Here is a 13,602-nt window from a genome sequence, read left to right as displayed (position 1 = left end):
AACGAATAGTCATAAACAGTTGTGCTGGCGACAATAGCAAGAGTGAACCACCTGATCCCTTCCCGAACTCAGAAGTGAAACCTCTTAGCGCTGATGGTAGTGTGGGGTTACCCATGTGAGAGTAAGTCATCGCCAGCTCATTATTCAAACACCCCCTAACCAACGTTAGGGGGTGTTTCTTTATTACACATTATAAAATAATGGATGATCAAAGTTTCTTTTAAAATAAATGATATTTTATCGGAGGGGAATAATTAGATTAGAGGGTTTTATCATTATTTTGAAATGACTAAAGATGAGATAACAAAAATTATTACAGAAGATTATTATAAATAACCTTAAAGTTGCTACTTGTAACTGTAAGGCTATTTCTTCGGTGTTTTTCTAAATCAAAGGTTAAAAATCTGAAATACGACTGCTAGCAGTTTTTAAGGCATAAAGGAGTTGTCCTAGTAGTACATCTTTTTCAGCAAGTGTCACAATAATCATTGGATGCTTGTTTGATGTAATAGAGGTGAGAATAGCTTTGCCATTCTCAGCGTCTAAGGTGATGGATTGACAACCTTCCAGATGAATTTCATTCATAAATGCTGCGACCATTGCTAGGATTGAGCTGCTTACGGCTGCAAGCTTTGTACTATTGTAACTGTCTCTTTTATGAACATGAGCCAGTTCAAAACCATCAGTGCTACAAAGCATCACATAATTGACACCGCGGACATTCATGAGCAAGTCGTGAATTTCATCTTTGGCGAATTGAATTAACTCTTTGGGTGCTGTACGGCTTTGCTCTAGAGTAAACATATCAAACCTCTATTCAATTAATTAGCAATATTGGAGTTAATTTCAATCGATGTGATTAACGCCTCTAATAATAAGAGTACATCTTCTTTCTTGCGTGCATCAATAAAATATAACGGTGAAAACAAGTCATTTTGTAATAACCAGTCTTTATAAATCCCTGTAGATTTTGAATTTTCAGAGATGAGATCGGTATGGGTAATGCCGATCGAGATATTGTCGGTAAAGTTTTGGAAAGTTTCTAGGTAGCTTTCGAGTTCCTGAATAGGATTGTCAGAATGATGGTCGATAAGAATCACTGCACCGATTGCGCCTTTGGTAATTGCTGACCAGATAAAGTCAAAACGGCTCTGCCCGGGTGTTCCATAGAGTCCGATAGTGACATTGTCATCTAGGGTGATTTCTCCGTAATCAATGCCAACCGTCGTTTCCATTTTGCTATGGCGTTGAGAATCCGTATTAAAAGCTTCAGTTTGCAATACTGGAATTTCTGATAATGATTTAATGGCTTCAGTTTTACCAGCCCCCATACCTCCAGCAAAAACAATTTTAAACCGTTGTAAAATCATAATATTTTCCTATATGCCCAATTTCTTTCTTAATTTTCCAAAGAAACTTTTAATAAATCCTGAGTCTTCAGTCGTGACAGGGGCTTCTGGTGGATTAAAATGTTTATCCCAAATATTGATTCGGGAAAGATTATTTGCTGCAATATTGGCAGCTATAAATCTTTGAACTGTTTCTAAAGGAATATTTAATTGAGTTGCAATTTTTGAAACTTTCCCTCCTTGAATAAAACAGCTAGAAAGTTGGAATATAACTTTTCGATCTAGGTCTTGAGAGGGTTTTGGCCACATATGAAGCTTAAAATGGCCATCTTCAGGTGCAATTTCTTTTAAAAATAAAGGGGAATCCCAAAAGAATTGCCATAACCAGTCATTTAAAAGATAAGTCTGTTTTCTTGAAACTTTCATAAAACTACTGGTACTGGCAATGTCATAGCCAAAACCAGAATCTGTAAAAGCCTGTTCTCGTTCTGTATTGAGCCAAGCAATATTTTTTTTGACATCGATAATTGCAATTGTGCCTAAAGTATCGAAAAGATGTAGTTTTGAGTTGTGCTCTTTGTCGAGCATCTTACTGAAATATTCGAGTTTATAAGGTGTTTTCTTCGGATTTATTTCAAAGATATGCTCATTTGAGTTTTCTAATGAGGCCTTGAGTAGATGTTGTAGAATCCAGTCAGAAAAATTCTGTGGATTAATGATCGGTAGAGATAATGTATTTTCTTGAATGATATTTTCATTGTTATTATTCTTAGTTATTTTTAACCAAGGAAAATTACGGCTTTGTATTATTTTTTGAATGCCGTCAGTTTCATAAAAATTTTCATGGATGAATAAGCAATCGATACTTGGATCTGCTGCTGTACTCCATTTAATTTTATATTCTTGTGGAATGAGATTACGTAGCTGGGTTTTGAGTTCTTCAGAATGATGAATACTTAAACCAGTTATCGCAATATTAAGATATTGCTCTGTCATACTATCTCTACACATCTAACAAGTTAAAATGTTAATTCCAAAATTCCCCCTTTTTGTAAAATTCAGAAAAGGGGGAGAATGAATTATGAAAAATCTAAACCTTTCTCATAACTTTTAAGTTCATGTCGTGCCATTGCAAGGTTTGCTTTAGAACGTTCTAATACAAGGTATAAAAACAGTTTATCATTACCTTCTAATGGGCGAATTAGATGGTATTGTTTCCCGAGGGTAATCAATATATCTTCAATCGAATCGTTCAAATTCAGTGCATTTGCAACACGACGTTTTGAACGTACAACTTCAGTATTTCCTGCTGCAGCTAATTCAAGATCGATGTCACCACCCCCTTGTGTTGCTAAAGCCAAACCGCTTTCCCCATCAACTAATGCAGCTGCATGGAAACCATCAATTTCTGATAATGCTTCTAATGATACTCTAGCCATATTGATTCTCTTATGTTTTTTTGGATTTTTTGGGTTGATTTAACTTAGTATCAAATCCATTTGATTATATGAATGGCGCTAAAATATTATCAACAGAAATTATTTTGCTCTCTAAAAGCATGTGACAATTTTGGTATATATCCGATTACGGCACTCAACTTAATTGTGACTTGGTTCTCATAATAAAGATGGGAATATGAATAAGCATATAAATTTGCATGTCATATTATGACCATAATACAATTGTAACAATATGTAAATTTTATCGTGAGAGCAAAAGTAAAAAGAAGATTAATTAGATAAACTGATAAATAATTGAGACTAAATTATTATTTTTATATAAAAAAGAGAGTGTAGTCATGATTCAACCACACTCTCTGGTCGTATTTTATGCAAACATCTGAGTTGCTGCTGAATACAGTACCCATAAAACGGCTAAAGCGACAACTGGTTCTAAAATTTTAGCCCAAGTTGGAACCACCGTTTTTTCAACTTCAGTTACTTGCTCATGATGCTCTGCAACATTGTTCTGATGAACCATTTGATTAAACTCCTTCATAGTCTCCTCTAATGATAGCTCTTCTTCAGGCATCGGTTTAGATCCTTTGAGCTCTGTTAGCTCACTTGTTGACCAAACCCAGTCAGCTGCTTGCCCGGACAAATGTTCGACTTGGCCTGTAATCAGTTCACGTAAGCCTTTAATGCCATAATGACCTGTATCATCTAATTGTTTTAATTCAGTTAACTGTAGAGACAAGACTTCTGTAATCGTATGTTCGAATTCATCTTTCTTTAAAGTGGAATGATTCTGGTCTGAAGTGGTAAGGTGGCGAGCAATATCGATAATATAAAGTTGTTCTTGTGACTGAATTTCTTGATAGAGTTTATTTTCATCTGTACGCCATAAGCTAATCAGTTTGGCAAGACTGAGTGTATTGATTTCTGCCAGATGTGCCTTACGCTCACTAAACTGATATTGATTCAGAAGCTCTGGCTTTTGAATGTGAATTTGCTCTGCAAAATATTGTACTAAGTCAAAAGCCATTATAACTTCCTCTTGTTCTAATCTAATAACCTCAAGCTTGGCTTTTTCTTGGGTTGTTCTTGGTTTTGTTTAGGTTCTGATTTTAAATCATCTTGCTGAATTTGAACATTTTCATATTCATTTGGATCAAAAAATAAGCCTTGCCCATTTTCACGTGCATAGATACCTAATACTGCATATAGTGGCACATAAATATCATGAGATACACCACCAAAACGTGCAGAGAACGTAATTGCATCGTTACTCATATGGAGCTGGTGTACCGCATGTGGCACGATGTTGAGGACGATTTGACCGTCTTGAATGAATTGTTCAGGTACCATGGTATTCGGTTGTGTCGCATCGACTAACAAGTATGGTGTGAGATTGTTATCACAAATCCATTCATAAATAGCACGGGCCAAATAGGGACGGGTAGGAGATACGTTGGTTTCCTGTTCAGACATTATGGTTTACTCGGTGGCGAAGATAAAAATTGGCTATAACGATTTTTTTCCTGCAAGGTCAAGGATTTGATAAATGCAGGTCGTTGGAAAATACGTTGACAATATAAAAGGATTGGGCGACATAACTTATGCGGTAATTCTATTCCCATAGAATCTAAGCGTAAGAAAATAGGCGCTAACATACAATCTAAAATTGTAAAGTTATCTGACATGAAATAAGGATAATGTTGAAATAATGGCGTAAGAGAAATCAGTGTGTCTCTTAATCGCTTCTGTGCTTTAGCGCTATCATTTTTATTCAGGCTGTCTGGATGACGAAGCATGATATCGGCTAATTTCAACCAATCTTGTTCAAAACGCCAAATATATTGACGCTGTTCGGCACGTGGTGCTGGTGCATCCGCATACAGTTTATTTTGACGATAGCGATCATCTAAATATTCTGAAATGATATTGGTGTTAAATAATTTAAGATCATTTTCAATCAACATTGGAAGTTGATGATAAGGGTTCAGGCTCGCCAGATCTTCATCGTCGTAATTCAGCAAGATGAGATTAAATTTAATTTGCTTTTCGGCAAGCACATAACGAATCCAATGCGAGCGAAAATCATCAGCGTGACTATAAAGGGTAATTCCCTGAATGGGAGTTGCAGGATTTTCTAAAGACATAAGTCTCAAAAATTTTGATTGATCATATAGAATACTAAAATTAGCGTCGGAAATCACGCCATGCTGAATAATATGCTGCTTATGAACAGATTTATTCTCAAATAAACCCGAAGAGAGAAAAGCAAAAGAAACAAACTCATTTTCCAGTTGGGTTTAAGGGGCGCGTGCTTTGTTATCAGTGTGGATTTGGTGTTGTTTTAGGTAGCTGATGAGATGTTAGCGATGGTGTAGAAGATTGTGGTAACAGAGTTCATTGAGCTGTCAGATGCGTGAGTATGTCAGTGGTGATGCACAGATGTTTTGCTCTAAGCCAGAATAGCTTTGCTTAAGATATAAAAAAACCTCGGAAAATCCGAGGTTTTTTGTCCGATTCGGTAAACGAATTAACGTTTAGAGAATTGAGGACGTTTACGAGCTTTACGTAAACCAAGTTTCTTACGTTCAACTTCACGAGCATCACGAGTAACGAAACCAGCTTGACGAAGAGCAGGTTTTAAAGTTTCGTCAGAAGCGATCAACGCACGAGTAATACCGTGACGGATAGCGCCAGCTTGACCGCCGATACCACCACCAGCAACAGTGATGTAAAGGTCATACTTTTCAGCAACGTCAAGAAGCTCTAAAGGTTGACGAACAACCATACGAGCAGTTTCACGACCGAAGTATTGCTCAAGAGTACGGTTGTTAATTACGAGCTTGCCTGTACCAGCTGACAAGAAAACACGTGCAGTTGCGGTCTTACGGCGACCTGTACCATAATTAGTAGCCATGTGCTGTATCCCTTAGATGTCCAAAACTTGTGGCTGTTGAGCAGCGTGTGGATGCTCTGTACCTGCATACACTTTCATTTTCTTGATCATTGCATAACCAAGAGGACCTTTTGGTAACATACCTTTAACAGCTTTTTCTAAAACTGCTTCAGGTTTGTGAGCGATTAACTTTTCAAAGTTAGTCTCACGGATACCACCAGGGAAGCCAGTGTGGCGATAGTATTTTTTATCAAGTGCTTTTTTACCAGTCACTTGAATTTCTTCAGCATTGATTACAACGATATAATCGCCAGTGTCAACGTGAGGAGTATAAGAAGTCTTGTGCTTACCACGTAGACGACGAGCGATTTCAGTCGCAAGGCGACCTAAAGTTTTGCCAGAAGCATCAACAACGTACCAGTCGTGTTGAACTTCAGCAGGCTTAGCGCTGAGAGTTTTCATTAAACCACTACCTATTATAGTTGGTTTGGACTATGGAATCTGTCCAAACAAAAGGAGACGCGATTCTAAACGAATACGTTAAGAATCACAAATGAAAATATAAAATTTCAAGAGCCGTATTCTAAGGCATTTCCCCGTATAAAGGAAGAGAACAAAGTTTATTCTTTTTAAAAAATATAAATATGGTCATGGCATATATGCCGAGGCTTACGCGCGGATAAGAACAAAAAGAATAAAAGGGTTTTAGCTTTTGAAATACAGGCTGCTGATAGCGTTTGAATACTTTGTGTTTTATACAATATATTGTTTATTCTTTCTTTTTTTGATTTCAAACTTTGCCCTGTGATAAGGTTTTTCAGTCAATTGAAATAAGCGCAGTTAGCATTGAAATAAACAAGTTTTAGATATGCGTTTTGTCATTCATCGATCTGGAAATAGACGTTGTATAATGAGCGACATGCATTTTCTCTGAGTTGCTTATGCTTCCTTTATATGTCACCAGTGGTGAACCTGCTGGAATTGGTCCAGATATTTGTTTGAGTCTTGCAGGACGTATAGATGAGCGTCCTCTTGTGGTCCTTGGAGATCTCAATTTATTGCGTCGGCGTGCAGAATGCTTAGGTATTTCCGTTGAGCTGATTGAGTATTCAGGTCAAGAAAATTCATCGCTTCTCGGTCAACTTTATGTGGAGCATGTTGCTTTAAATCAGACGGTCGTTTTGGGCGAGCTAAATCCTCAAAACTCGGCTTATGTTTTAGAGCAACTTCGTCGCTCGGCGGAATATGCCATGTCGGGGAAAAGTGTCGGTGTGGCGACTGCACCTGTACAAAAGTCCATCATTAATGATGCAGGGATCCACTTTAGTGGACATACCGAGTATTACCAAGAGTTTGCTGGGGTTGATCGTGTCGTAATGATGTTGGCAACCAAAACCTTACGTGTCGCATTGGCGACGACGCACTTGCCGTTAAGAGCTGTACCAGATGCCATTACCCAAGAACGCTTACATCAAGTGATAGATATTTTACTGCATGATTTAAAAACCAAATTTAAAATTTCGAACCCTAAAGTATTGGTTTGTGGATTAAATCCTCATGCTGGTGAAGGTGGTTATTTGGGGATGGAAGAAATTGAAATTATTAATCCCGTGCTGGAAAGCTATCGTGCTCAAGGGATCAATCTGAGTTTAAGTTTACCCGCAGACACCTTGTTTACACCTGAAAATTTGAAAGATGCCGATGCTGTTTTGGCAATGTATCACGATCAAGGCTTACCTGTGCTAAAATCACAGGGTTTTGGTGAAGCCATCAATATTACTTTGGGCTTACCGTTTATTCGTACTTCTGTAGATCATGGCACAGCACTCTCCCTTGCAGGCACAGGACAGGCAAAAAGTTCTAGCTTGAATGTTGCTGTAGACTTGGCTTTAGATTTAGCTCGACACTGATTTATTTAATCAATCTCACGTTGGAAATGTTTTATGTATCAAATTAATGCGCTTAACCCGAAACAAGAAGGGCATCAGGCTCGTAAACGGTTTGGTCAAAACTTTTTGCATGATCAACGTGTCATTGCGAAAATTGTACGTTCAGTGAACCCGCGAACTGGCGATAATATTGTTGAAATTGGCCCAGGTTTAGCGGCATTGACTTCACCCTTAATTGGCGAATGTGATGCATTGACCGTGGTTGAACTAGACCGTGATTTGGCGGCAGGTCTACCGGGCCGTGTACCTCATCCTGAACGTTTAACTATTATTGAAACGGATGCACTGAAATACGATTTCACTAATTTATTTGAAGATGGTCGTCCGCTACGTGTGGTAGGTAACCTACCGTATAACATCTCGACACCACTTTTGTTCCACCTCTTGGAATTTGGTGACAAAGTTAAAGACATGCATTTCATGTTGCAAAAAGAGGTGGTGGACCGTATTACCGCAGAGCCAAATACGAAAGAGTACGGGCGTTTATCTGTGATGATTCAGTATTATTGTAAGCCAACTTTTTTGTTTGAAGTACCACCAGGTTCATTCAACCCACCACCTAAAGTGACATCTGCTGTTTTCCGTTTAGAGCCTTACGCAACCAAACCGATTATTGCCAAAGATGAAAAAGCTTTAGCACGTTTGGTGTCGCATGTCTTTACTCAGCGTCGTAAAACGCTACGCAACAGCTTAAAAGGGATGTTACGTGAAGATGGTTTTGAACAAGCGGGTATTGATCCAATGGCACGTCCTGAAACATTAAGCTTGGCTCAGTTTGTGGCTTTAGCCGATCAAATGGTGTAACCATGGCGCGTTACAATTATGTCATTGGCGATGTGCAAGGCTGCTTCGAAGCCTTAAAAGCATTATTGAAGTCCATTCAGTTTGATCCCGATCAAGATTTTATCTGGTTCGCAGGCGATTTGGTCGCACGTGGTGAAAACTCGATTGGCGTATTACGCTTTATTAAAAAACTGGTAGAGCGCGGTTCTGCTGCGACGGTATTGGGTAATCATGACCTGACACTTTTGGCATGTGCACGCGGCTTGAAACAAGTGAAAGATAAAGACCGTACCCGAGATGTGATTGATGCTATTGATAGTGATGATTTGATTGATTGGTTACGCAAGCAACCGCTTTGCTTGTTTCCGAACGAACAGACTATTTTGACGCATGCGGGTATTCCATGTATTTGGACAGCCGAACAAACGGCTACTTTGGCGAAAGAGGTCGAAGCAGTAATTGGTCATGAAGACTTTGCTGTGATGGATGCCTTCTTAAAAGAAATGTACGGTACGCAACCTGATGTATGGTCAGATGAATTAAATGGAAATGCGCGCTTACGTTGCATTACCAATTATCTCACGCGGATGCGCTTAAGTAATGCTGAAGGGCGTTTGGAGTTTAGCTTTAAAGATGCACTGGATGATCCAATGCCTGAAGGATTCCAGCCGTGGTTTGAATTTGAATCGAAAGCCACTGAAACCCATCAAGTGATTTTTGGTCATTGGGCTGCTTTACAAGGTAGAACGATTAATCCACATATCCAAAATGTAGATGGTGGATGTGTCTGGGGTAATCAATTATTGGCGTATCGTTTGGAAGACCAAGAGCTTTTTGCAGTCGATAATCCTGTGATGAGTTGAAAAAAAGCCACGATTTCGTGGCTTTTTTTGACTTTATTGGATGCTTCCCCAAGTTTGGCTACGTCCCAAAATAGAAGCTCCAATATAGGCGCGCAGGGATAAACGCTTACCAGAAGGGGGGAGTTTCATTTTGGCGTCATAGATTTGACCATTCAGTGGATCAATCACACGACCTTGATTGTAGCTAGACTTTCCCTCAATGTTTTTTAGTCCTTTAATACAGTCATTCCTAAAATCGGTTTATTGGTATACGAAGTAGGGTAATTCACGCAGTTGGGTGGAGGAGAATAGCCAGATCGTTTGATTAAATTAATCATAGTACCAGAATAAGTATTATTCGATTCTTTGCGAATTTCGATGGTGGCTTGGGGATTCCCTGACTTATCGTCAATGTGTTGCCAAACGCCAGTAATACCTTGTGCAAAGATTGAACCTGCACTGAATATTGAACTGAAAATAATGATTGAAGAGACAATTTTTCTCTCTATTAGAAATGCTTTACGTTGTTATATCCTTGTAAAAAAATATGCTATGTAAGTTTCTTTGGTACTTATAGTTTATTGAATTTATTATTGATTTTTAGTAGCTTCGAGGTTTTTTTAACATTATGCTGGATTGAGCTTAAAAATCACCCAATCCATTTTTGAATAAGGGTTTATTCAATTCTTAACCAGGTTTGATTACGTCCTAACGCTGAAACACCTAAATATGCGCGTAAAGATAAACGCTTACCGGTCGCATTGAGTTTCATTTTTGCATCGTAAAATTTACCAGAAAGAGGATCAATCACACGTCCTTTTTCGTAATTGCTCGTGCCTTCTACATATTTTAATCCCTTTAGGATTTCCATACCTAAAATGGGCTGGTTTGTATATGGAGCAGGGCAATTGTTACAACGCTCACGCGGAGTATAGCCTGGTCTAGGGGTAATTTTTGTGATTTTCCCTGTATAGGTATTGTTTGATTCTTTACGAATTTCAATAATTGCCTTTGGTGAGCCGGACTTATCATCAATTTGTTGCCAAGTACCCACAATATCTTGTGCAAATGAGATCGATGTTGCAGAGAAAAGCCCTACCAAAATACCCAAGGAGATGATTTTTTTCATTGATTCCCTATTCGTGTAAAAGTGACGTATTTATATAAATTACGTAGATATATTAAGTAACTTATTGGTTTGTCGCCATAAAACCAACTAAAAACAATAAACTTACTAGTCAATTTGTCATAAAGATACGTTTTGAGCGCATAAAAAAGCCGCCTTTAAGGCGGCTAAATATGCTAGTTTTTTATTCTTGACGAATCCAAGTTTGGCTACGTCCGAGTGCAGAGATTCCAACATATCCACGCAGGGTTAAACGTTTGCCATTGGCACTCATTTTGGCTTTGGTGCTGTAAATTTTGCCAGAAAGTGGATCAATAATTTTACCGCCCGAATAATTTAAACCATCTTCATGCTTTAACCCTTTGAGCACATCCATACCTAAAATAGGCTTATTGGTATAAGGGGCAGGACAATCAATACAAGTGTCTTTCGGTGTATAGCCCGGACGTGGGGTCACTTTCACAACTTTAGCTGTATATGTGCCATTCGATTCCTTACGAATTTCTAAAACGGCTTTAGAAGATCCTGTTTTATCATCAATGTTTTTCCATGTCCCTGAAATATCTTCCGCAAAAGCCATACTACTAAAAGCAGATAAAACAAGTGCGCTGATAAATTTAGCTTTCCCCATCATAAATTCCTTTTTACTGACTTAATCGACTAAACAAAATCTATCTTAGGGATGTTTTCTGTACAAAACAACCTTTGGAATGTTCTGTTGGTCACATATTTTGCAAGTAAAGTATGAAAGTTGGCAGCCAAATTGCGGTAAAAACAGCATTTACTGCCATGCCAAATGCTGCATAGCGACCTGCAACACTGCCTCGTTGCCAAGCCTGAGCTGTTCCAATGGCATGCGCAGCAAGACCTAGCGCCAGTCCAGAGGCACGTTCATCATTAATATGGCGTAAAATCAGTGGAGAAAATGCTGCACCAATAACACCCGATAAAATTACAATCAGGATGACTAACGTGACTGGTGCGTGCAATAAAGTCGCAATATTGATGGCAATTGGTGTGGTTACGGCACGGGTCGCAAAAGCCATAATAGTTGAATCGGTCATATGCAACAGATACGCCAAGCCCATGGGAAGTGCAACGGCACTGATGCTTGCAAAAACCAAGATACTGATAATGGCTTTGGGGGGCAAATCATCATAACGCATGGCAGCTAAAGGAATTGCGAGTGCAACAGTGACATAACCCAGTAAGTGACTAAAGATGGCATTGGTTTGCTGCATATAGGATTCGTAAGGAATACTGAATAAAAACAGCAAACCGATTACAAAAAACATGCCGATGACGATCATGGGAATTTGTGGAATTTTCTTATTAATTGGTTTAGCACATAGATAGGCAATAAGTGTAATGAGAAAACCAGAGAGAATTGAGAACATGTGATTTTCCTATAACCAGTGCTTTGCCATTTTGGCGTAAATCCAGAGTGGAATGAGGGTACTCACCACCAGAACCAGCACAAATAAAGGAATTTCATTGCCCATCTGTACCAACATGAGCAAAGAGCCCGCACTAATCGGTAAAAAGGCAAAAGCACTTTCTTTCATGATTTTATTGTTGGTATCGACCAAACGCGCAGGGACTTTTCGGAACTTGCGCCAGATTAAAAGCAGTATCAGGAGGCTGATGAGTCCAATTAAATTGCCCAATTCTGGATGGTTGAATTGCGTCATGATCCAGACGGAAAATTCACGAAATCCTACAATCAGCGTCAGAGTACCTATCCATGCAGGCCAATCTATTGTTTTTACCCAATCCATGATTTGTCATTACATTTTAAAATTTTACTTATCACGTTTTAACCGATTTAAGATTTGATTTCAAACTCTTCCAACGGACGATTAAAAACCGTAGCGTACTCGCCAAGAATCTCATTCAGTGGTAAATGTGCCTGACGAATCAGTTGTTCCAATTTTGCAGGTGCAATTTTGATGTTCAGATGTAGATTACCTTCATCGTCATAATGTTCGGATTGAATCACATTGAGCGTATAGAGTTGCGTACGGAATTTGCCATAGGCGGGTTTGAGCTTGAGTTCAAAGTTTTGAATTTGTCCCATTAAGCATTCATGCACCGCTTGTTGTAATAACTCAATGCCTTGTCCTGTATGGGCGGAGACATAAACACGTTCAGGACAGTTAGGCTGGCTGTACACAATTTTTGCATCTTCAGCGCTTTGGTCAATTTTGTTGTACACGCGAAGTACAGGTACATCAGCCCCAATTTCTTTGAGGACTTTTTCAACCGCTTCAATTTGTTCCAACATTTCTGGACTACTCGAATCAATCACATGCAGCAACAAGGTGGCTTCTAGTGTTTCCTCTAATGTGGCTTTAAATGATTCGACTAAAGAATGAGAGAGATTTCGTACGAAACCAACGGTATCTGCCAAGACTACGGTGCCAATTCCTTCCCATGAAAGTCGGCGTAAGGTCGGATCTAAGGTCGCAAACAGTTGGTCAGCCGCATAAACATCGCTGTTGGCCAAGACATTAAACAGGGTAGATTTGCCCGCATTGGTATACCCAACCAAGGATACCGTAGGAACAGCGGCTTTTTGACGTGCAACGCGACCTTGTAGACGGGTTTGTCGAACTTTATCGAGTTTGGCTTTGAGTTGCCCCATGCGAATTTTTAATAAGCGACGATCCGTTTCGAGCAGGGTTTCACCAGGACCACGCAAACCGATCCCGCCTTTTTGACTGTCCAGTGTTCCGCGACTGCGAATTAAACGGGAGGATAAGTGCTGTAATTGAGCCAATTCAACTTGAAGCTTACCTTCAAAGGTACGCGCACGCTGAGCGAAAATATCCAGAATTAATTCATTCCGATCAACCACACGGCATTTGAGGATGTATTCGAGATTACGGGCTTGTGCAGGCGTTAGTGCATGATCAAAAATGACTAAATCGGCTTCATATTCTGCAACCAGTTCAGCAATTTCTTCGGCTTTTCCTGAACCAATAAAAAGTTTGGCATCGGGCTTAATACGCTGCGCGTGTATATGTGCCAAGATTTCAGCACCAGCCGATTGAGCCAGCAAATTGAATTCTTCGGCATCAAGATTTTCCAGCATTTGCACAGAAACGCTAACCAGAATAATGCGTTCACCACCTTGATGTCGTTTAAAATTTGCCACTCAGCCATTTCTCCACTTTAAAATTCTATTCTAGTGGAAAAAGGGC

17 protein-coding genes, 1 rRNA gene and 1 pseudogene are annotated in these 13,602 nt (G+C 39.2%); 4 read left to right on the top strand and 15 right to left on the bottom strand.

The window, feature by feature from the left end; all coding sequences use genetic code 11:
- Positions 1-23 precede the first annotated feature (23 nt).
- Positions 24-138, top strand: a 5S ribosomal RNA gene (rrf, locus tag E0H82_RS12775).
- A 258-nt stretch (positions 139-396) separates the two neighbouring features.
- Here rrf and E0H82_RS12770 read toward each other — a convergent pair.
- The 9 genes from E0H82_RS12770 to rplM all read right to left on the bottom strand — a co-directional run bounded on the left by E0H82_RS12770 (position 397) and on the right by rplM (position 6,161).
- Positions 397-804: a roadblock/LC7 domain-containing protein gene (locus tag E0H82_RS12770; protein ID WP_131265139.1), complete on the bottom strand. Its 408-nt coding sequence runs from the start codon at positions 802-804 to the stop codon at positions 397-399.
- A gap of 17 nt (positions 805-821) precedes the next feature.
- Positions 822-1,370: a GTP-binding protein gene (locus tag E0H82_RS12765; RefSeq protein WP_131265138.1), complete on the bottom strand. Its 549-nt coding sequence runs from the start codon at positions 1,368-1,370 to the stop codon at positions 822-824.
- Positions 1,371-1,379: 9 nt separating this feature from the next.
- Positions 1,380-2,345: a hypothetical protein gene (locus E0H82_RS12760; RefSeq protein ID WP_131265137.1), complete on the bottom strand. Its 966-nt coding sequence runs from the start codon at positions 2,343-2,345 to the stop codon at positions 1,380-1,382.
- Positions 2,346-2,428: 83 nt separating this feature from the next.
- The gene (locus tag E0H82_RS12755; protein WP_131265136.1) at positions 2,429-2,788 is read right to left on the bottom strand and encodes a roadblock/LC7 domain-containing protein; all 360 of its coding nucleotides are present in this window, start codon (positions 2,786-2,788) and stop codon (positions 2,429-2,431) included.
- A gap of 388 nt (positions 2,789-3,176) precedes the next feature.
- Positions 3,177-3,833 (bottom strand): hypothetical protein, encoded by a 657-nt coding sequence (locus E0H82_RS12750; RefSeq protein WP_131265135.1) that lies wholly within the window; start codon positions 3,831-3,833, stop codon positions 3,177-3,179.
- Between the two features lie 17 nt (positions 3,834-3,850).
- Positions 3,851-4,279: a ClpXP protease specificity-enhancing factor gene (locus E0H82_RS12745; RefSeq protein WP_131265134.1), complete on the bottom strand. Its 429-nt coding sequence runs from the start codon at positions 4,277-4,279 to the stop codon at positions 3,851-3,853.
- Complete coding sequence (locus tag E0H82_RS12740) at positions 4,279-4,950, bottom strand: glutathione S-transferase N-terminal domain-containing protein (protein ID WP_131265133.1); 672 nt, start codon at positions 4,948-4,950, stop codon at positions 4,279-4,281. Before E0H82_RS12740 ends, E0H82_RS12745 begins: the two co-directional genes overlap by 1 nt.
- 383 nt (positions 4,951-5,333) lie before the next feature.
- Positions 5,334-5,720, bottom strand: coding sequence for a 30S ribosomal protein S9 (gene rpsI, locus E0H82_RS12735; protein ID WP_131265132.1), 387 nt, complete (start codon positions 5,718-5,720; stop codon positions 5,334-5,336).
- Between the two features lie 12 nt (positions 5,721-5,732).
- Complete coding sequence (gene rplM, locus E0H82_RS12730; RefSeq protein WP_004695096.1) at positions 5,733-6,161, bottom strand: 50S ribosomal protein L13; 429 nt, start codon at positions 6,159-6,161, stop codon at positions 5,733-5,735.
- Between the two features lie 479 nt (positions 6,162-6,640).
- On the opposite strand from rplM, the gene pdxA reads away from it, so the two are divergent.
- Genes pdxA through E0H82_RS12715 form a run of 3 tightly spaced genes read left to right on the top strand, consistent with a single transcriptional unit; the run spans position 6,641 to position 9,294 of the window.
- Positions 6,641-7,609: a 4-hydroxythreonine-4-phosphate dehydrogenase PdxA gene (gene pdxA, locus E0H82_RS12725; protein ID WP_131265131.1), complete on the top strand. Its 969-nt coding sequence runs from the start codon at positions 6,641-6,643 to the stop codon at positions 7,607-7,609.
- Between the two features lie 33 nt (positions 7,610-7,642).
- Positions 7,643-8,452, top strand: coding sequence for a 16S rRNA (adenine(1518)-N(6)/adenine(1519)-N(6))-dimethyltransferase RsmA (rsmA, locus tag E0H82_RS12720; RefSeq protein ID WP_131265130.1), 810 nt, complete (start codon positions 7,643-7,645; stop codon positions 8,450-8,452).
- A gap of 2 nt (positions 8,453-8,454) precedes the next feature.
- A complete protein-coding gene (locus tag E0H82_RS12715) occupies positions 8,455-9,294 on the top strand; it encodes a symmetrical bis(5'-nucleosyl)-tetraphosphatase (RefSeq protein ID WP_131265129.1) in 840 nt (279 codons plus the stop codon).
- 33 nt (positions 9,295-9,327) lie between these two features.
- Here E0H82_RS12715 and E0H82_RS12710 read toward each other — a convergent pair.
- From E0H82_RS12710 to hflX, 6 genes and pseudogenes are all read right to left on the bottom strand, one after another.
- Positions 9,328-9,770 (bottom strand): annotated as a pseudogene (locus E0H82_RS12710) (DUF2147 domain-containing protein).
- 179 nt (positions 9,771-9,949) lie between these two features.
- Positions 9,950-10,402 carry a DUF2147 domain-containing protein gene (locus tag E0H82_RS12705; RefSeq protein ID WP_131265128.1) on the bottom strand — a complete coding sequence of 151 codons (453 nt, stop codon included), beginning with the start codon at positions 10,400-10,402 and terminating at the stop codon, positions 9,950-9,952.
- 181 nt (positions 10,403-10,583) lie between these two features.
- A complete protein-coding gene (locus E0H82_RS12700) occupies positions 10,584-11,030 on the bottom strand; it encodes a DUF2147 domain-containing protein (RefSeq protein ID WP_131265127.1) in 447 nt (148 codons plus the stop codon).
- 91 nt (positions 11,031-11,121) lie between these two features.
- Positions 11,122-11,796, bottom strand: coding sequence for an LrgB family protein (locus tag E0H82_RS12695; protein WP_131265126.1), 675 nt, complete (start codon positions 11,794-11,796; stop codon positions 11,122-11,124).
- Positions 11,797-11,805: 9 nt separating this feature from the next.
- The gene (locus tag E0H82_RS12690; RefSeq protein WP_131265125.1) at positions 11,806-12,177 is read right to left on the bottom strand and encodes a hypothetical protein; all 372 of its coding nucleotides are present in this window, start codon (positions 12,175-12,177) and stop codon (positions 11,806-11,808) included.
- A gap of 47 nt (positions 12,178-12,224) precedes the next feature.
- Complete coding sequence (gene hflX, locus E0H82_RS12685) at positions 12,225-13,556, bottom strand: ribosome rescue GTPase HflX (protein ID WP_131265124.1); 1,332 nt, start codon at positions 13,554-13,556, stop codon at positions 12,225-12,227.
- Positions 13,557-13,602 lie beyond the last annotated feature (46 nt).

The organism is Acinetobacter sp. ANC 4910 (genome assembly GCF_004331035.1).
Taxonomy (GTDB): domain Bacteria; phylum Pseudomonadota; class Gammaproteobacteria; order Pseudomonadales; family Moraxellaceae; genus Acinetobacter.
The sequence above is the reverse complement of the archived record's forward strand: the minus strand, read 5'-3'. Positions and strand labels throughout refer to the sequence as shown.